Raw genomic sequence first — 19,377 nt, 5'->3', positions numbered from 1 at the left:
TTTTTCAGTATTTATAATTTTGATTTTTTATTCATTTTACAAATCTGTAACTAAACTCTGTTGTTTTAACAGTACATAATGCAAATTACTACTTCAATTCATTTCACAATTCTATTCTCCTAATTATTAATGAATAAAATAATTTTTAAAATTTAAAGCATATGTATTTTCTATTTTTACCTAATAATTGTACTATATTTTGAGATTTTTGACAATTATTTTTCAATTCTTTACTTTAAAATATTTTATACATTTACCTATCATTTTCTAATTTCTAAAAAATTTTTAACACCTTGAACATCAAGTTTATTATCTATAACATATTTAATTTTTAAATTATCTGGTACTAAAAGCATATATTTATTTGAACTTAAGTAAGCATCTACTAAGCTTATTTTTTCTAACTTCCTTGACTCTTTTATATCATTTTCAAAAAAATTCACAATTTGCGTTTCATTTATCCCACTTTTTATAATATTGTTTACAGCTTCTTCTATAACATTATCATTTGATTGAATTGTATCATTTAATTCCCTAAAATCTTTTAAATCTAAAAAAATCAATAATAATATCATCAAAGTTCTGTCTATTTTAGTACTTCTAAATGTTTTTATATCTTTTCTATTTTTATCTAAATAAAAATAAATTTTTTGTTTTAAAATAAGATTTTTTGAAATAATTTCCAAATTTTTTCTTATTTTTTCAGAATATTTTTCCCAATTTTTTTTATCGAATAAAATTTCCTTCATTTCTTTTCTTAATTCATCAGTAATTTCTCCCTCTTCTCCCAAAAATCTAGGTGCTTTCCCATCTGTTGCCTTTTTTACAAATATTTTCTTTACCTTTTCATCTACTTTTTTTATTTTCCAAATTCCTGCGGCCAAATATATATATCATCTATATTTACTCTTATACCTAGTGGAAGTTCTCCTACTTTATTTTGATTATTGTATACTGAATACATATCCTCTACTTTAAATTGAGTGTAAAACTCTGCTTTTTTTAACAATTTCTCAAGATTAATTCCTGCGATAACATTATTGTCCAATATTTCAATATATTTCTCTTTCAAAAGATAATTACATATATTTGAAAACTCTTCATATTCAATGTCTTTCCAAGTTTGATATTTTTGAATAAATTCTTTAAACTCTGATAAATTTATTTCACTCTTTTCAACTATTAAAGATAATATCTGATGAGCCATCACATCATAAGGTTTCTTCACAACATCTATTTTGTCAACTTTTCCTTTTTTATAAATTGAAATTGCTGATAATCCTTGTAATAAATCCCATTTTTCATCTGAAATAAAATGTAAATTATTCATTCCTGTTCTTCTGCCACTTCTACCTAATCTTTGAGCTAAGGATGATACAGAATGAGGAGCATTGTATTGAACTATGCTATCAACTGCTCCTATATCTATCCCTAATTCAAGTGTTGATGTACAACATATTGTAAATAAATTTTTATTAGATTCTTTAGCAAAATTTTCTACCATTGCCCTGATGTTTTTGCTTACTGAAGCATGATGAGAAAAATAACTTATATTAATTTTTTCTTTTTGAGCTTTTTTCTTGAGATTTGCCGCTATCATTTCAACTTTTTGTCTTGTGTTCGGAAAAACTAACATTGTTTCACTTTTAGAATATTCATAAATCTTATTTAATACTTCTGTTTCATCAGAATAAAAATTATAATCTATTTTTAGTTCATTTTTTCCTTTATCTCTAATTATTTTTGTTGTTCTTTCATTTTGAAAAATTTCTTTTAAGTCTGAATAATTCTCTTCTGATACTGTTGCAGACATTCCAATAATTCTAGGATTATTATTTTCTATATATGAGTTCATTCTCTCCAGTAAAGATTTAAGCTGAATTCCTCGATTAGAACCAATAAAACTATGAATCTCATCTACAATTATATTTTCAACACTGTAAAATAATTTCCTCACTCTATCTGATTTTGTTACAAATAATGCTTCCAGACTTTCAGGAGTTATTAACAATATCCCCTTGGGATTCTTTAAAATATCTCTCTTTTTACTTTGAGAAGCTTCTCCATGCCATCTAGTAACAGTTATTTCCATATATTTACATAATTCTGAAATCCGATTAAATTGATCATTAATTAATGCAATTAATGGTGAGATATAAACTATCTTAATACCTTCTTCCCAATTTTCAATACTATTAATTGCAGGTAAAAAAGCTGCTTCTGTTTTTCCTGAGGCAGTTGGTGCAATTAAAATTAAATTATCCTCACTTTCGCTATAAAGTTTTATAGAATGTTCTTGTATTTTAGTAAATTTCTGCCAATTTTGATCATAGATATATCTTCTGATTTCTTTTTTTAACATATTATAAGTGTCCATTAAAATACCTCTATTTCATCATCAAAATTATTTTCATCCTTTTCCACTTTATTCATTTTTCCTAATTTTGCTTCTATTATTGCTATTATATTTTCATTTGGGTTCTGTCTTATTAAATCTAAAATTTCAATATAATCCTTTATTACTGCTCTCGGTGTCAAAAATTCATCTGCTCCTGAAAGATTTAATTTTCCTTCCATGTATAATCTTATTTCATTTGCATCTAGTTCTATAGAAGTTTTATAATTTACATTATAAATATCTTTCAGTCTTTCTAAAAGTATAAATATCTCTTCATTGTTTAAAGGTTTTAATAATAATACAGATTTCTTCGTATTAATTAAATTTGATAAATCATCATTTTCTGTCCCTAATCTCCCTTTTAATGCCTCATAACTTGACATTCCTCTGCTTTTGTCATATACCGTTTTTTTAGTTGCACCAAAATTTATAAACATTCCTCTTGCCTTATTAGATTTACATTCATTAAAAATATTTAATATCTTCTCATAATTTTTTTCTCTTGTTTGTGATTGAGGTATTTTATATAAATTAACTAATTCATCAAAATTAACTACAAAACCCGAGTATCCCATATCTAAAATTAATTCTCCAAATGTTTTCAAGGCCTCATACCAGTTATCATCATTGATTATTTTTCCAATTCCTAATTCCTTTTTTGCTTCAGTTTTAGTTTCAATATTTCCTCGTAACCATCTTAAAGCTTTCTCTTTTATATCATAATCTTCTTCTAATATTCCTCTATAATATTGAATAATTGCTTGACCAAATTCATAGGATATTGACGATGTCGTAAACGAAGAAGTTAAATTTAATATTTCTTTTTCAATAAATTGTGGATTTTTATCCAGTTCTTCTGCTTTTAAATTTTTATTATTTATGATTTGATTCTTGATTTTTTCTATCCAGATTTCTATTATTGTATTTATAGCTTTTCCATTTTGAGCAGTTTGAACTACTATATTATCTATTATTTCACTATAAAGAGCTTTTGATTTTCCATCTGTTGAATAAAATCTTCTTGTAGGATTCAAGTCAACTGTAGAAACAGCAAAATTCTTTTGTAAGGCAATAGATTCTATTGTCCTCAACATAAAACTCTTTCCTGAACCAAAATCTCCTACCCAAAATTTTATTTCACTATCTCCTTCAGTTATTTTATCTAATATTTTTACTATTTCCTGAACTTCGTTATTTCTTCCAACTAACAAATGCTGTATTCCTCTTCTAGGAGTTATCCCTCCCTCTATTGCTTTAATCACACTATCTGCTTCTTTGAGATTTATCTTAATCATTTTCTTTCAGCCACTCCTTTATATCATCAATATAAAATTCATCTATTTTTACAGTATTATTTTCAAGAATTATTACCTGATCATTTACAATATCATATAACTCTTTATTTATAAAATCTATGTAAGCATTTAATGACATATTTTTTTCTTTAGCATAATTTTTCAAATCATTTTCGTCTATTTTTTGAGTTTCTATTATTACTTTCAATACTTCTTTTACTTTATTATCCTGAAAATTTTCTGTTTTTTCTTGTTCTTTATTCTCAACAACTATATCTTTTTGTTCTTCATTACAAATTTTACTAATATTAGCTTCTTCATTTTCTTCTTTTAAATATTCTTCTAAAATATTAACTGTTTCAGCAAATTTCTCTTTTGTCACTTTTACTTTTTCTAAATTTAAATCTATTTTTTTCTTTTTCTGAAACTTTAATAATTTTAATTCCTCGTATGTTTTTTGAGTTATTTCATTATCTTTTTCTAATAATTTTTTATAATCTTGAAATCTATCAACAGATATTATTTTTTCTAACATTTTTACTTCAGTTTTTTTCAATTCTCTATTTCTATTCAATAGAAATAAATAAAATAACTTATCGTCACTATTTTTTTCTTTTTTCTGTAATTCTTTTATTATTTTTTCCAAATTCTCATCATTATTAAATCTTATTATTAAATTTATTTTTTTCTCATTGAATAATTCTATATATCCTAATTTTAATTTCCAATCTTTAGGATAATTTTTTATCTCATAAGTTATAATTGATTCAATTTTTTCTTTAGATAACTTAAAATTTTCAATATTTTCTAATAATTCGTTTGACATTGATTTAGAAAAAAATTTTTTTATACTTTCTAATTCTTTTTCTGTTTCAAGTATTTTGTAATTTGGTATAAAGCTTCTAATCTTGTTTTCTACTATTTTTAAAATTGCGTATACCCCTTTTATTTCATTGTATTCAAAATAACCATAATCTTGTAAATTTAAAATAGCATTTATAATTTTTTTACTTTTCTTTTTTAGTTTTTCTTCAGTTTTTACTCTTTCTTCTATTATTTTCCATTCATCCAAATATAGAAGAATCATTTGCTTCTTAGCTTCATAATTATTCCAAATTTTAGTTTGTCTGAAACTCGTTTGTTCTAATATTCTTTGTTCCAACTCTGATAAATTATACTCTTTTCTAAATTTTCCATCTCTATCCCAATATCTATAAGGCAATCCGTTTGGTGTTAAATTATAATATTCTATAATTTCAGTATTTAATCTGGGTAATTTTTCTAAATATTTATTTATTTCATCTATCACAACTTCCCTTGCCTCTTCTTGTAAAATATTCCAAAAATCTTGAAAATAATAATAATTCCTTATATTTTTTCTAACTCCGTTATACTTACTGTTTATTATCTGTATTCCCCCATAAAAAACATCCTTAAAAGTTTCTCCTTTAAAAACATAATTTTCCTTTTCAAATTTTTCAATTTCTTTAATAAGTATCCTATTTTTATTTTTTAACTCAATATTTGAAATTTCAAATATTTTATTATAAAGTTCTAAAATTTTTTCTCTTAAAAATGGAACTTTTAATTCACTAAAATAATAATTATCTATATTACCTAATTTAGATTCCCAGTTGTTAATAATCTTCATCTCATCTTCTTTAAACTCAGAATAAACAATTTTTTCTTCTTTAAAGTTTGTAATATCTATTATATCGTTTTTTTTACTAAAAAAAGCATCTTCTTTTTTAATAATGTCACTATTTATGATTTCTTTTTCAAAAGATTCTTTTTTTAAATCATAACTTTCATTTTTTAAATACTCTTTTTCATTATTTTTATAATTTAAAATTTTATTTACTTCTGAAAAAATTTCTTTTATCAACTCTGAAATATAATTTTTCATATTTTTTCGCCTTTCAAGTAAAAATTTTTTTCTTATAATTATAAATTAATTTACCATAAATTTCCTAAATTCCGTCTATCATTCATACCATTTATATCTTCAATTTTACAAACATTTTCAATTTCGCTCCAGATTTTTTACCTAATTTATCATAAGCCCAATAAATATACGTACTTGTTCCAAATGAATTTTCATTTGTCATTGATAATAAGTTTTAATTGGTCTTTATTTGCTTAAGATAAACGTCATCTCTAGTATAGATTCTTGAAATCATTTCAACATTTTTTTTATTTCTCTAAAAACTTTAAAATTTATGCTTGACTTTTTATAGTTAGTCTTTCAACAAATAATTTTGTTTCTATTTAATCAATACCCAAAATTCGGATTTTCAATCACCCATTTTCCATTCTTCTTGTTAGCCTCTAAAATTTCTTTTCTTCCCACATATTTTCCATTTTTCGTTATTTTGGCAAATTCTTCATCCATAATTTCCATTTGAATTTCGCCCATTATTTCAAAAAATTTTTTCATTGCTTTTTCATCTTTTTCTGAAATTGACTTTGAATATTTTTCCATTGTTTTTCCTGTTTTTTTCTTAAAGGCAGCATCAAGTTTTTTAGAAGTTTCCTCGGCTTTTTCTAGCATTTTATCAATACTACTCATACTTTTCATTTCATCAATATTAATAGGAAATCCCAATTTAACTTTTACATAAGCTTTATTTTCAGAAATATAATTTATCTTTTCTATTTCAATTTTATAATACTTAAACACTGTATCCATCATTTTAGAAACATAGTTTTCTCCAAAAAATCCATTCATTAATCTGCTCAAATCATTTGCTTCATTTTTACTTTGAGCAGAAACTCCATTCATCATTTTATTCATCAATCCAAACATTTCTTCTTTTGAATATATTTTGCTCACTTCTTTTTCAATTTGAGAATTATAGCTTTGAATAACATTTTGAGATATTTTCGCTGATGGTTCTATTTCTATTTGATATTTTTCCTGTGTAAAAGTTGCTAAACTTAGCAATACAAATAAACTTAAAATTATTTTTTTCATATTATTCACTTCTCTCTTTTTTATAAATTTAACTTTATTACTAAAAAATTTTATTTTTATTTCTTTATTTTTTCAATAGATATATTCATTAATCTATTTTTATTTTTAAAAATTTGTTTTATCAAATCTTAAAATACGTATAATTTTTGATTTTTCACTATTCCTTCCCATCCCAATAAATCACAACCACATTCATCTCAAATTTCTCCTCAACCTTCACCATTTCTTTTGCTGAAAGTTCCAAAATTCTCTCATTTTCATAAGACAAATTTTCTCCAACAAAAATAATAGCCTCTTCCATGCCATTCTCAATAAGTATTTCTGCTATTTTTTGAGGTGTATTTTTGTTATCTGTTAAAAGTCCGATTTTCCCAAATTCACGCAATTTTTGAACATACTCAACTTCTCGTCCGTGAACACTTGATATAAAAGCATCATTCCAATATTCAGAAACTCTTGCAAACATATATTGGATCGAAGAAATTCCAGGTATTACGTTAAGTTCCTTTGCATCAAAATGTTTTCTCATAAATGTTAGCATGCTATAAAAACCTGTATCACCAGACAAGATTAGCGATATTTTTTTATTTCGATTTTCTTCGATAAAATCCAAAACTCTTTGTAAATCAGCCTTTATATAACAATATTCTTTATTTTCTGCATATTTTCCAAGACTTTCAATGTGTCGTTTTCCACCAATTATTATATCTGATTTTTCAATTTCTTTTAATACAACTGGCAAAGTATAGTCCAGATTTCCAGGACCTAATCCAAGTACATTTATTTTATTTTTCATATTTCTCCTCACATTTTAAATTTTATCAGTTTATTATACCTTAAATAATCTAAAAATTAAAGAAAAATAATTTTTTTTTATAAATCTGGAAAAGAAAAAAAGACTGATTTTTCACAGTCTTTTAAAGTTATTTTTTATTAAAGTGCTGTAATAAAAGTCAAAAATCCTAATATTACCCCTGCTGCATTTGGCACAATTAAAATATAATCTTTTTTAGGTTCTTTAGTCCATCCGTAAATTACCCATATTAAACATGAAATTGAGGCGGAAAGTGGTTGCCACGGCTGTGCTTTTTGTCCACCTATATTGGCAATAATTTGGGGAATATATGTTATAAATACAATTATCCCTATAAATGCTCCTATTGAGCCAACTAATGTGTTAATTTTCTTTTTGTTCATTTTTTCCTCCTTGTGTTTAAAAAGTTTAGTAATTTTTGCTATATTTTGTATTATATCACGGATTCCATCGCTTTACAAATTAAAAATTTGACAAATATTTTTCTCAAGATATAATTTATTATAAGGAGGTTTTATGGATAATCAAAAAAAATATATAATCGCTCTAGATCAAGGAACAACTAGCTCACGTGCAATTATTTTTGATAAAAATCTTAACATTATTGAGAAATCTCAAAAGGAATTTACGCAGATTTTTCCACAGCCGGGATGGGTTGAGCATAATCCTATGGAAATATGGGCAAGCCAGCGTTCCGTTCTTACCGAAGTTATCGCACAATCTGGAATCTCTCTAAAGGATGTAGCGGCAATCGGAATTACAAATCAAAGGGAAACTGTAATCGTGTGGGATAAAAATACTGGTGAACCTGTTTATAACGCAATTGTCTGGCAATGCAGACGAACGGCTGAAATTTGCGAAGAATTGAAAAGCCGTGGACTTGAAGATTATGTAAAGGAAAATACAGGGCTGATAATTGACGCTTATTTTTCAGGGACAAAAGTGAAATGGATTCTTGACAATGTGAAAGGTGCAAGGGAAAAAGCTGAAAATGGGGAACTGCTTTTTGGAACGGTTGATACTTGGCTTGTATGGAAATTGACTGGCGGAAAAGTGCATGTTACTGATTTTACAAACGCTTCCAGAACTATGCTTTTTAACATAAAAAATTTAGAATGGGACCAAAAAATTTTAAAGGAACTTAACATTCCAGAAAGTATGCTTCCAGAAGTTAGAAACTCAAGCGAAGTTTACGGAAAAACAAGAATGGGAATTACGATTGGTGAAGAAAACGGTACTTCCATTCCAATTTCAGGTATCGCTGGAGATCAGCAGGCGGCGTTGTTTGGGCAGGCTGGATTTCATACTGGAGATATAAAAAATACTTACGGAACAGGATGCTTTATGCTTATGAATACTGGGAACAAGTGCATAAAATCAAATAATGGCTTACTTACAACTATTGCCATTGGGATTGACGGGAAAGTGGAATATGCTCTGGAAGGAAGTATTTTTATTGGCGGGGCTGTTATCCAGTGGCTTCGTGACGAATTAAGGTTTTTTGACAAGGCTTCTGATACAGAATATTTTGCACAGCAAGTCGATGATAACGGTGGCGTTTACTTAGTTCCAGCATTTGTTGGATTAGGCTCGCCATACTGGGATATGTACGCCCGTGGTACAATCGTTGGGCTTACCCGTGGATCTAATAAAAACCACATAATTCGTGCTGCCCTCGAATCCATCGCCTACCAGTCAAAAGACTTGATAAACGCAATGAAAGAAGATTCAGGTATTGAAATAAATTCTCTAAAAGTCGATGGTGGTGCAACAGCAAACAATTTTCTTATGCAATTTCAAAGCGATATTTTAAATACAAAAGTTTTACGTCCTGAAATTATCGAAACAACTGCATTAGGCGCTGCCTATTTGGCTGGACTTGCTGTTGGATTCTGGAAAAATAAAGAAGAAATCAAAAAAAACTGGCGTTTAAATAAGGAATTTACACCAGACTTACCTGACAATTTAAGGGAAAAATATTATATCCATTGGAAAAAGGCGGTTGAAAAAGCTAAAAGCTGGGAAGAAGATTAACAAATATAATAAATAATACAAAAAAACAGTGAAAGTCAAATTCCACTGTTTTTATTTTTAAAACTTTTCATTTTTTTATAACAATTAAATAATATTCGTTATGACTTAAATATCTTTAATATTAAATCATCCAAATGAAATAAAATAAAGGCTTAAATAGATTGTTATAAACTTGAAATCTAATTAAAGAACTTTTATGATACATTAGTAAATGGCTCTAAATCCTATTCCTGCTCTTACATTCTTACCTTTAGTATCATATCCACCATTTACTGTAACTCCGAATCTCGTATTGTCAACACCAATATTTAAATCAAACCTACATTTCCTCGTCTGTCCTCTTTTTCTCCTCTTATTCCAAACCAGTCAGCTGTTGTGTATCTAACTCTTCCTTTGTTGTTTATATTTCCAACTTTCCCTAGTTCATTCTCATAAGAAGCTGTTACTCCTACTGTTAAGTTTGTTCTTACTGCTAACAGTTGTACATATCTAAATTCCATTCCAACTTCTGGTTTTACTGAGAAATAATCGTTTCCTTGTATTTCTAGTCTCATTTCTCCTCTGTCTTCTTTAATGTGGAGTGTCGCCCAAAATTTAGACTATTTTTAAGCAATTTCTTTGTTTCCTTTCTTTATGCTTTCTTCTTATTCATTCGGACTTGTAAATCCTATTTTACTGTGTATTCTGCTGTTATTATACCATATTTCTATATACTCGTACATTCTACTTCTTAAACTTTCTAGACTTTCAAAGTTTTCATTATGTACATATTCTTTTTTCAATGTTGCATGGAATGATTCTATACAGGCATTATCATAAGGATTTCCTTTTCCGCTCTAAGATATGCTTATGCTTTTTTTTGCACAAAATTTACGATATTCTTTACTCACATACTGGCTTCCTCTATCTGTATGTATTATCAAATCAGTTATATCCCCTCTTTTATATATCGCCATTTTTAAGGTGTCGATAACTAATTTTATATCCATAAATTTTCCAACCTTATGTGATATTATTCTTCTGCTGTGCAAATCCATTATACTTGATAAATAGCACCACCCGTCCTTTCTTGTTCAAATATATGTTATATCACTTACCCATTTTTCATTTAATTTTTTTGTATCAAAATTTCTTTTTAAAATATTTCTTGCTGTTTCTTTCATGTCGTCTGATTTGTTATAATTTCTAAATTTTTTATGAATTATTGACTTTATCTGATTTTTCTTCATCAATCTTCTGACTCGTTTTATATTTACTTCTAATCCTAACTTTCTTAGTTTTTTATGAATTCTTACTGCTCCGTAAGTTTTTCTGCTGTCTTGCCATATTGATTTTATTATATCGTACAAAATTTTATTTTCTATATTCCTCTGTGTCTTGACCTCTTTAATCCAGTAGTAATAGCTGCTTTTTTTAATGCCTATTAAATTAATTATTATTGATTTTGAAACATTAAACTCATTGAATAAAATCTTTACTAATGCGTACTTGTCAACAGTCCTTATTTTTTCATCAATATGGTTGATGCCTTTTTTAATATGTCAATATCTAGTTCCTTTTGTTCCAGGTCTTTTTCTAATTTTTTATTTTTATCCATTTTGTTGTGAGATAATACATATGTGACAAGAATATATAAAAAAAGAAAGGTTTCTGATATAATGTAAGCCTACCAAAACCACATTAAGGAGAAACCTTTCATATGAGTAGTATATCAGAAATATACCGTGTTCGTCAACGGGCAATTGAGTATGCAATAAAACATAATAATAATTCAAAGGCAGCAGTGAAATATAAGACATCACGTCAGCAGATAAAACGTTGGAGAGACAGATACGACGGCACAGTCCAATCTCTTCTACCAAAAAGCAGAAGACCTAAAAGCCACCCAAACCAACACACGCAAGAAGAAATAGAACTGGTTATAAAAAAATACAGGAAATTTGGCTATGAAGGGCTAGCAGAAGTTTATGTCAAAGCAAGAAAGGAAGGCTACAGCCGTACATACGATTCAATGTGCAGGATAATAAGGAAAATGAAGGGCAATGCCAAAGAAAAGCCTAAAAAGCAGCATAAAAGAAAAAAGAAGATTGAACAGGCTAAGTACCCTGGGGAAAGAGTACAGATAGACATAAAATATGTTCCAGAAGAATGCATAAAGTTTGGCACACGTGACCAGAAGTATTATCAAATAACGGCATTAGATGAATATACAAGAAAAAGAGTGTTAAGGATAGCAGATGAAAAAAGCACCTATCAGACTGCAAAGTTTCTAGAGAACTTGGAAAAGGAGCTGGGATTTGACATAAAGAAAGTTCAGACGGACAATGGGAAAGAGTTCACAAATTCTGAAAGTGATAAGAAAACGCTGTTTGAGGTGAAACTGGAGGAGAAGGGGATAGAGTACGTGACAACCCGTCCATATTCGCCGTGGGAGAATGGAAAAGTGGAAAGAAGCCACAGGCTTGACAGCAAGTACTATGCAGACAAGAAATTTAAAAGCAAGGAAGAACTGTTAAGGTCAATAAAGAAATACAATACAAGATACAACAACATATCAAGAAAAGTACTAGGCTTTAAGAGTCCAAATGAAGTATTAAAAGAGTACAAGGAAAATCAGTAGTTTAAAGATACATTAGGAAAGAAATATTTTTTTTAATATATTTTTGTAACAAATGTTTGACATCTATACATCTAATTTTTTATTTTTATCCATTTCTTGTTGCAGCTGCCTTTTTAAGGCCATGATTTCATTTAAAGCTTCGTTAGCATTGTATTTTTTATCTATGATTCCTTTAAATTCTTTTTCCCATTTTCTGATTGTTGCCGTTGCTACCCCATATTCATTTTCTAATGATTTTTTTGTTCTTCCTTCTTCTAGCAATTCTAAAATTAACATTTTAAATTCATCTGTGTACCTTTTACTTCTCTTGTTCATAATCAAATTTCTCTCCTTAACTATATTTTAACAAATAGGAAACTAGTTTTCAAATTATTTGTCCAAGATTTTGGGTACACTCCAAACATATAAAAAAGACTAAAAAACTAACCTAATTTATATTTTCATTTATCTTTTTATATTAATCCACTATTTTCATTCCCTTTTCCTTCAATTCCACAGCATACTTCTGAGCTGTCGTATAATCTGTAATAATCACAAGCTGATTTCCGCTCTGAATTAATGTATCTCCCCGTGCGATACTATCTTTTCCTGCCTTACGTACACTCACAATAAGAAGGTTTTCAGGTAGATTCAATTCCTTAACTGTCTTATTATCAAATTCAGAATTTGCTCCTACAGGAATTAAAAGTGTTACTATTTTATCCTTTATATTTTTTTCGTCTGTCTTTATTCCAATTTCAATTTTTTTATTTTTCCACCATTTTTCCAAAATTTCCAGTCTCTTAAAACGTTTCTGCATTCTTCTTTTTTTCTTGTCTTCCTCTAAAATCTGCTTCTGAAACATATTAAAGTAAAGCCGTTCGTAAATTGGCTCCATTTTAAGCAATTCTGTAAAAATATAAGTTATTGTGCAGACAATTATTAACATATAAAGATACGAAAAATTTCCTGTCATTTCGAGAATTAACGTGATTCCCGTAATCGGAGCTCTCACAACTGCTGTAAAATAGGCAGCCATTCCAAGCAGCATGAAATGAACGATTACTTCGTTAGGAATTGCAAAATACTGATTTAATATTACTCCGTATACTTTTCCTGTTAAAGCTCCTATTACAAGCATCGGCAAGAAAATTCCGCCAGGTGCTCCTGTTGCATAGCAAAGCATTGTATAAAAAAATTTCAAAGCTAAAATTATAATAAGTGTCCTTAGAATAACATCTTTCCCAAACATTTCCTCAATAAGTTCGTGTCCACCACCTGTTATTTCACTAAAAAATACGGCAATAACGTATGCCATTACCATAAACAAAGCTATTTTTACATATTTATTAATTTTTATTTTTCTATAATGTCTTTGAATAAGCAATAAAAAATAGCTGAACGCTTTTCCAGTAATTGTAATTATAACGCAGAAAACAACCGTTATAAGAGCAAATATATAATATGGTATGCCTTTTGGAAGCATAAAATTGTATTGAAATGAAGTTTGTGAGCCTAAAATCATCCTCGAAACAAAATTTGAGGTTCCACTTGCCACAAGAGTACAAATTAACAATAACGGCGAGAAAAATTTATGCAATTCTTCAAGCGAAAAGATAACTCCTGCTAGTGGCGCATTGAATGTTGAAGAAATTCCAGCACTTGCTCCACATGTTACGAGATATTTCTCCTCTACTTCAGAACGTTTTGTAATTTCCTTTACTCCAGAGCCAACCAAAGCCCCCAAATGAACCGAAGGCCCTTCACGTCCCATAGACATTCCAGCTCCAATTGCTAATATTCCTCCCACAAATTTCGTAACCAGTTCCCCAAACCATTTAAATTTCACTTTTTTCGTAAGCAGTCCACTAACCTGAGGAATTCCACTCCCACTAATTAACGGATATTTTGTAAGCATAAATTGCATGGCTAACCCCATAATAACAAAAACTGCTATTCCAATAAATATTTTATGAAATTCCAGATTTGTTGTAAAAAATTCCCTGAAAATCGACATTTTTTTTAACATTAATGTATATGTTCCGACAATTATTCCTGAAAAAATCCCTACTAGAAAACACAATAATATAAGTACCACATTATTCCGTCTTGATTTTAGTGAATTTATATCCCTTAGTTCATGTAAAACATCTTTTGCCATTTTATTTCCTTCTTCCTTTTTTATTTTCCACAAAAATATTCTTCCATATTAAAATAAAATATCTTTCCTGCCTTATTAATCAAAAATCCTGAAATTTCCATTTCTTCAGATAATTTTCCCATAATTTCATAAAATTTTTCAGGTGTCTGGTTATACATCCCTGTTGAAATAATATCACCAAAAAAGGCACTTTTTGTAATTATTCCGACTTGTTTATTTTGAGAAGGAAAACCAGTTCTGGGACTTATAATGTGTCCGTATTTTTCGTTATTTATCAAAAGATATGTGTTTTTCTGATTAGAAGTGGAATAACTTGTATTTTTTATTTTTATTTCAAATAAATCATTATCTTCATTTTTTCCATTATACCCATACTTTGTTATTCTTACAGGCATTCCATCGGCATTTCTTAATATTTCTTTTTCTTCCTCAGGATTTTCAGCGATAATGCCCCATTCATCAATAGCAATGATACTGCTTCCGCCAGCATTTACAATTGCGTCCTTTATCCCAATTTTTTTCATCTCCTGAGCCATTTTTTCTATTGCATACGCCTTTATAAATGAACCCGTTATAATTTCCTGATTCTTTTCAATTTTTACCCGCTTTTTCTTTTTATCAATAATTATCTTTTTATAATCCACAATCCTTTTCGCTTTTTTTATTTTATCAAAAGATGGCAAAATGGGGGTTTGTTTATAAAAACCCCACAATCTTATAAGAGGCATTACTGTAATGTCATACTCTCCACCAATAATTTTTGATAAATGAATAATATTATTCAAAATACTTATGGTTTCATCATTTACTTTTACAAAATGTCCACTATTTTTATTTATTTTATCAATATACGAATTTTCAGCATAAGAATTATACTTTTCATTCACATTTTCTAAAATTCCAAATAACCTGTCAAAAACAGAATCATCATAGCTTTCAGGTATTTTAATTTTTATATCCGAATGAAATAAAAAACGTACTTGAACCTTATACATCATGTTTTCACCTAATTTCCACCTGATGTAGTCGCTTTTTCACTTGATTTAGTTTCTGTTGTTGTTTTTGAAGTTTCTGATTTTTTATTGTCTAACTTAAACTGATTTTTTGCACTTTGATTATCTTTTAAATTAGTGTTAGTTTTTTGCTGCTGTGTTGTTTTTGAAGTCTCTGGTTTTGAAGTTTGAGAATTTTCTTTTTTCTTTTGATTGTTGTCGTTCTTTGTATTCTTTTTTTCAGATACTTTACTTTGTGAATCATTATTAACTGGCTTATTTTGTGTCTGTACCGATGGAGCTGGTTGCAGCTCAGATTGTGGAACAGATTTTATTTCTGCCATAACTTCAGTATTTTGAGCATTCTGAATTTTATTGTTCCCACCTAACGAAGTTGTTTGCTCAGCATTTTTCCCTTCCGTTCCAGTTTTTCCACCAGCAGATGAAGTTGCTTTTTTGCTACCTTTTCCTTCCTTACCTGCTCCTCCTGCTGAAGATGTAGCTTTTTCACTATTTTTACCTTCAACTACCGTTTTCCCGTTATTATTTTTTAGAAACCGTGTATAATTTCCAAAAGCAATTAATGAAATTGCGCCCAAAAATAGTATTATTTTCTTTTTATTATTCATTGTTTTCTCCTTATTTTTTTCTCTACATAAATTTTAATATTTTAATTTTTTTGATTTTCTAACCAATCAAAATTTCTGCTATAAAACAAGCTAAACTTAATATCCGCTGTGGAACTTCCTTTAATTTTAAAAAATTCTCGTTATTAATTTCTAAAAACAGTATTTTTTCTATGTGTAATGTTTTTGTATATTCGCCAGGATAAAATGAATTTGTTAAAATTCTTATGTCTATATTTGTTTTTTTATCATAGTAATGGCATCCATATCCTAATCCATCATTTCCATAACTAATTTCAAAGCCACATTTTTCAGCTTTTTTTCGCATTTTATTAACTAAAAAACCTTTTTTATTATAATCCAAAATTTCTATTTTTTCCTGATTTTTTTCTGTGATTTTGTAAACAGTCATATTAATTTGATTTATTGGCTGTTTTATTTTTTCATTTTTGAAGTTTTCTTCCCAATGTTTTTGTTCCTTTTTTGAAAGTTCTGGAAAATACAATACATTTATAAAGCTATTCTCATTTAAAGTACATTCTTGGTTTTGGGACATTTTGAAAGCCCCATTATCCATGCACCTAAATGTTTTTATTAATTTCCCATTTTCATCAGTTTCTTTCCAAATAAGCTGAACTGCAAATTCTTGCATAACTGGATTTTTTATAAAAATTTCAATCCATCTTTTTGTTTTCCATTTACGTTCTAAAAACAATGCTCTCAACAAATTACTTGACTGTTCTGTTATGATTTCCTTTATCTGTTTTTTTATATATTTCACTTCTCTTCTGTACTCTTCAACTGCATTTTCTACATCATTAAACTTTTTACTTGCTTTCGGAAGACCCTTTAAGATTTTTCCTTCTTCATCATAAGCAATGATATTAGCAGGTGTATTCATAATATCAATTTTTGCCTTAATCTTTCTTTCACCATAATCAAAAATTCTTGTTCTATCCTGTCCAAATTCAAAATCAGGAATCAAAATATCATTTAGCTCATCACGTGTAATCCCACCATTTTCCGCAATTATGTCAAGTGTCTGATCAGAAGCCATTTTTATCCGTTTATCTTTGTAATTGTTTAAAAAACCTTTTACTAATATTCCAATTTCCTTCGTTTCATTTCTTAAAGCAAGAACTCTTATTCCATAAGCTGCAACTGCGACTTTATTGTATTCACTGACAAGTGTGTCAATAATACCTATCATATTATCATTGATTATCTTTATATTAGAAGTAAGTATTAATGGAATAAAAATATTTTTATATTTAGGATTAAATCTATGTTCCTTCCATTTTTGAAAAATTTTTGCAATAAATTTTCTCAAATCGCTTCTGTCTACTATTTGCTCAATTTTATTACAAACCTCGATAGTTTTTATATCATTTTCCAAAATATATTCTGAAATATAAAATTTCATTAACTTTTCAGGAACCTTTTCCTCACTTTTTCTTATTCTTATCATTCCGTAATCAACTAAACTACTAAATATGGCATTTTCCTCATGTTTTTTCAGACAAATATTTTCAGAATATTCAAAAATTTCTTTTGGATTTGTCAAATTTTTTAGCTCCCTTTGAGCTTCCACATTGTCCCAATATCTAATTAAATTCCTTGCAATTTGTACCGCTGGTGCAAATGTATTTTCCAGCAATTTTTCCACTTCTTTTCTTATTTCTGGTTTTTTTCTTAAAATTTTTTCAATTTTTTGTCCTGTATTTTTATCCGCTTTTAACAATAATTTTGGCAGCTGAAAATAATCAAAATTATTATCCTTTGAGTATAAAATTTCCACATATTTTTCCACATTTTTCAATTCAGCGTCATTTCCAAAGCTCTTGTAAAGCTCTTTCTCATGCCTATGCAAAAATTCTATCCAAATTTTATTATTTTCATTTTCACAGCCTGTTTTGGCAGTATATTCAAAATATTTTTGATTTATAAAATTAATTGATAAATTGTAATCCCACATTTCATCCAATATTAATTTCAAATCATTCATATCATAAATTACAGAATATCTCTCAAATATATCTGTAAATAAGTCTATTTTCTCTACTCCATTTACAAAAAATTGAAAAACTTTTTTATACATTTCAGAATACTTTAATAATGAAAAAACTATCGTATCCTTCTGTACCAAAGCCTTTCCATCCTTATTTCTCAAACATTGCACTTTAATATTTTTCCAATCAATTTTATCTTTCTTCAAAAATTCAAGATTTTTAAATTCTTTTGATTTCCATTTCCAAACTTTTGTCTTAAATAATTTTTTCAAATTGCTAATTAGAATATTTTCAGCTCTTACAAGAAATTTAGATTTTTCCTTTTCATCAATTAAATCATATTTTATAAAAAAATGAAGCAAAAACAAACATATTATTTTATTCCCTTTCAAATTATCTTTGAAAAATGCTTTACTATTTATAACATTTTCTTTTATTGTATCCAAAAATAAATCATACATTTTTTTGGAATAATCAAAATTGTAAAAAATAACATTTGTTCCATAATTAACGAGTAAATAAAGTTTTTGCCCATGCGAAAAATAATATTTCTTAAAAATTTTCTTTAAATTATCAAATATTTTATTTCTATAATAATAGTTACTATTTGTCGATGAAAATTCTATTTCAGAAAACATAATAAATAATTCAATTCCTTCAGAAATAACTTTTGAAATACCTATATTCTTTTTTAACACCAAAAAAAATATCTTTTCAACATATTTTCTAGTTTTTTCCAAATTTAAAGCTTCCACATTTATAAAATATCTTATAAAATTACCATTATCCAAATATTTTTCAAATATTTCATTTATATTATATTTATCTATCTTATTTTTTATATAATTTACAAAAATATTTTCTAATTTTCTTATTTCTTCACTATTTTTATTATCACTATTTCTAATAATTATTAAAATACCGATTTTTAATAAAAAATTATCACAATATTTTTTATAATTTTCGACATATTCATACGCCAGATTTTCAAAATAATTCAAAAAATATTTACAGCTTTCAACAAAAACTGTCTTATTTTTCATTTCTAAATTATTTTCAAAATCTTTTTTTACAAATTCTTCTGAGAAGTTTAACAGTTTAAATATTTTATATTTCAATGGAAAATTTGAAAATTGATAACTCAGTTCATTAGGAAAATTATTATACATATACCTAAAATATTTTAACAATATTTTCCCTGCTTCACTTTCAAAAAAAACGTCTTCTTCCATATAATTTTCCATTTTAAAATTATTAACAAATTTCAAACTTTTTTTATTAATATCTAAAAAATTATCTATCTCTCCATTTAAAAATTCTTTAATTTTACTGCGGTGAGAATCTTCTTCCACCTCACTAACAAGGTTTTCAACCACCTCATCTTTAATCATTATAATGCCTCCTTTTATTTTCCTTTCATAAAAACTCCCATTATATTATACAACATTTCTAATTTTTTTTCATTAATATTTTTT

The 19,377-nt window shown here is 27.4% G+C and carries 15 protein-coding genes and 3 pseudogenes; 2 read left to right on the top strand and 16 right to left on the bottom strand.

The genetic code is table 11. From position 1 onward, the window contains the following. Positions 1 to 260: 260 nt before the first annotated feature. From BQ5344_RS12010 to BQ5344_RS04350, 7 genes are all read right to left on the bottom strand, one after another. Positions 261 to 884: a hypothetical protein gene (locus tag BQ5344_RS12010; RefSeq protein WP_083378195.1), complete on the bottom strand. Its 624-nt coding sequence runs from the start codon at positions 882 to 884 to the stop codon at positions 261 to 263. Beyond that, positions 860 to 2,377: a DEAD/DEAH box helicase gene (locus BQ5344_RS04375; protein WP_083378194.1), complete on the bottom strand. Its 1,518-nt coding sequence runs from the start codon at positions 2,375 to 2,377 to the stop codon at positions 860 to 862. Before BQ5344_RS04375 ends, BQ5344_RS12010 begins: the two co-directional genes overlap by 25 nt. Beyond that, positions 2,377 to 3,693 carry a BREX system ATP-binding domain-containing protein gene (locus BQ5344_RS04370; protein WP_071124323.1) on the bottom strand — a complete coding sequence of 439 codons (1,317 nt, stop codon included), beginning with the start codon at positions 3,691 to 3,693 and terminating at the stop codon, positions 2,377 to 2,379. Before BQ5344_RS04370 ends, BQ5344_RS04375 begins: the two co-directional genes overlap by 1 nt. Further along, positions 3,686 to 5,599, bottom strand: a complete 1,914-nt coding sequence (locus BQ5344_RS04365) for a tellurite resistance TerB C-terminal domain-containing protein (RefSeq protein ID WP_071124322.1) — start codon at positions 5,597 to 5,599, stop codon at positions 3,686 to 3,688. Before BQ5344_RS04365 ends, BQ5344_RS04370 begins: the two co-directional genes overlap by 8 nt. A 366-nt stretch (positions 5,600 to 5,965) precedes the next feature. After that, complete coding sequence (locus BQ5344_RS04360) at positions 5,966 to 6,667, bottom strand: hypothetical protein (protein ID WP_071124321.1); 702 nt, start codon at positions 6,665 to 6,667, stop codon at positions 5,966 to 5,968. A gap of 157 nt (positions 6,668 to 6,824) precedes the next feature. Continuing rightward, on the bottom strand, positions 6,825 to 7,463 hold the full coding sequence (gene cbiE, locus BQ5344_RS04355) for a precorrin-6y C5,15-methyltransferase (decarboxylating) subunit CbiE (protein ID WP_071124320.1): 639 nt from the start codon (positions 7,461 to 7,463) through the stop codon (positions 6,825 to 6,827). A 137-nt stretch (positions 7,464 to 7,600) separates the two neighbouring features. After that, a complete protein-coding gene (locus tag BQ5344_RS04350; protein WP_071124319.1) occupies positions 7,601 to 7,864 on the bottom strand; it encodes a SemiSWEET family transporter in 264 nt (87 codons plus the stop codon). 133 nt (positions 7,865 to 7,997) lie between these two features. On the opposite strand from BQ5344_RS04350, the gene glpK reads away from it, so the two are divergent. Further along, positions 7,998 to 9,515, top strand: coding sequence for a glycerol kinase GlpK (gene glpK, locus BQ5344_RS04345; RefSeq protein WP_071124318.1), 1,518 nt, complete (start codon positions 7,998 to 8,000; stop codon positions 9,513 to 9,515). A 204-nt stretch (positions 9,516 to 9,719) separates the two neighbouring features. On the opposite strand, the pseudogene BQ5344_RS04340 reads toward glpK, so the two are convergent. From BQ5344_RS04340 to BQ5344_RS12125, 4 genes and pseudogenes are all read right to left on the bottom strand, one after another. Beyond that, positions 9,720 to 10,090, bottom strand: a pseudogene (locus BQ5344_RS04340) (autotransporter domain-containing protein); the annotation flags it as partial. A 69-nt stretch (positions 10,091 to 10,159) separates the two neighbouring features. Continuing rightward, positions 10,160 to 10,330: pseudogene (locus BQ5344_RS12005) on the bottom strand (IS3 family transposase); the annotation flags it as partial. Between the two features lie 21 nt (positions 10,331 to 10,351). Next, positions 10,352 to 10,570: pseudogene (locus BQ5344_RS12000) on the bottom strand (DDE-type integrase/transposase/recombinase); the annotation flags it as partial. 18 nt (positions 10,571 to 10,588) lie between these two features. Beyond that, positions 10,589 to 10,864: an IS3 family transposase gene (locus BQ5344_RS12125; RefSeq protein WP_158662990.1), complete on the bottom strand. Its 276-nt coding sequence runs from the start codon at positions 10,862 to 10,864 to the stop codon at positions 10,589 to 10,591. A 350-nt stretch (positions 10,865 to 11,214) separates the two neighbouring features. Between BQ5344_RS12125 and BQ5344_RS04330 the strand changes: the two genes are divergently transcribed. Continuing rightward, entirely contained in the window at positions 11,215 to 12,135 is a 921-nt protein-coding gene (locus BQ5344_RS04330) for a DDE-type integrase/transposase/recombinase (protein ID WP_071124316.1), read from the top strand. A gap of 63 nt (positions 12,136 to 12,198) precedes the next feature. Here the strand turns inward: BQ5344_RS04330 and BQ5344_RS04325 are convergent, their stop codons facing one another. From BQ5344_RS04325 to BQ5344_RS04305, 5 genes are all read right to left on the bottom strand, one after another. Next, positions 12,199 to 12,450, bottom strand: a complete 252-nt coding sequence (locus tag BQ5344_RS04325) for a transposase (RefSeq protein WP_071124315.1) — start codon at positions 12,448 to 12,450, stop codon at positions 12,199 to 12,201. A gap of 142 nt (positions 12,451 to 12,592) precedes the next feature. Next, positions 12,593 to 14,308, bottom strand: a complete 1,716-nt coding sequence (locus BQ5344_RS04320) for a ClC family H(+)/Cl(-) exchange transporter (protein WP_235846109.1) — start codon at positions 14,306 to 14,308, stop codon at positions 12,593 to 12,595. Continuing rightward, positions 14,296 to 15,273 carry an FAD:protein FMN transferase gene (locus BQ5344_RS04315; RefSeq protein WP_071124314.1) on the bottom strand — a complete coding sequence of 326 codons (978 nt, stop codon included), beginning with the start codon at positions 15,271 to 15,273 and terminating at the stop codon, positions 14,296 to 14,298. The genes BQ5344_RS04320 and BQ5344_RS04315 overlap by 13 nt, the downstream gene beginning before the upstream one ends. A gap of 8 nt (positions 15,274 to 15,281) precedes the next feature. Next, positions 15,282 to 15,896, bottom strand: a complete 615-nt coding sequence (locus BQ5344_RS04310) for a hypothetical protein (RefSeq protein ID WP_071124313.1) — start codon at positions 15,894 to 15,896, stop codon at positions 15,282 to 15,284. Positions 15,897 to 15,954: 58 nt separating this feature from the next. After that, complete coding sequence (locus tag BQ5344_RS04305) at positions 15,955 to 19,293, bottom strand: DUF4132 domain-containing protein (RefSeq protein WP_071124312.1); 3,339 nt, start codon at positions 19,291 to 19,293, stop codon at positions 15,955 to 15,957. Positions 19,294 to 19,377 lie beyond the last annotated feature (84 nt).

This window comes from Leptotrichia massiliensis, from assembly GCF_900104625.1.
Taxonomy (GTDB): Bacteria; Fusobacteriota; Fusobacteriia; order Fusobacteriales; family Leptotrichiaceae; genus Leptotrichia; species Leptotrichia massiliensis.
This window is presented reverse-complemented; position numbering and strand designations above follow the sequence as displayed.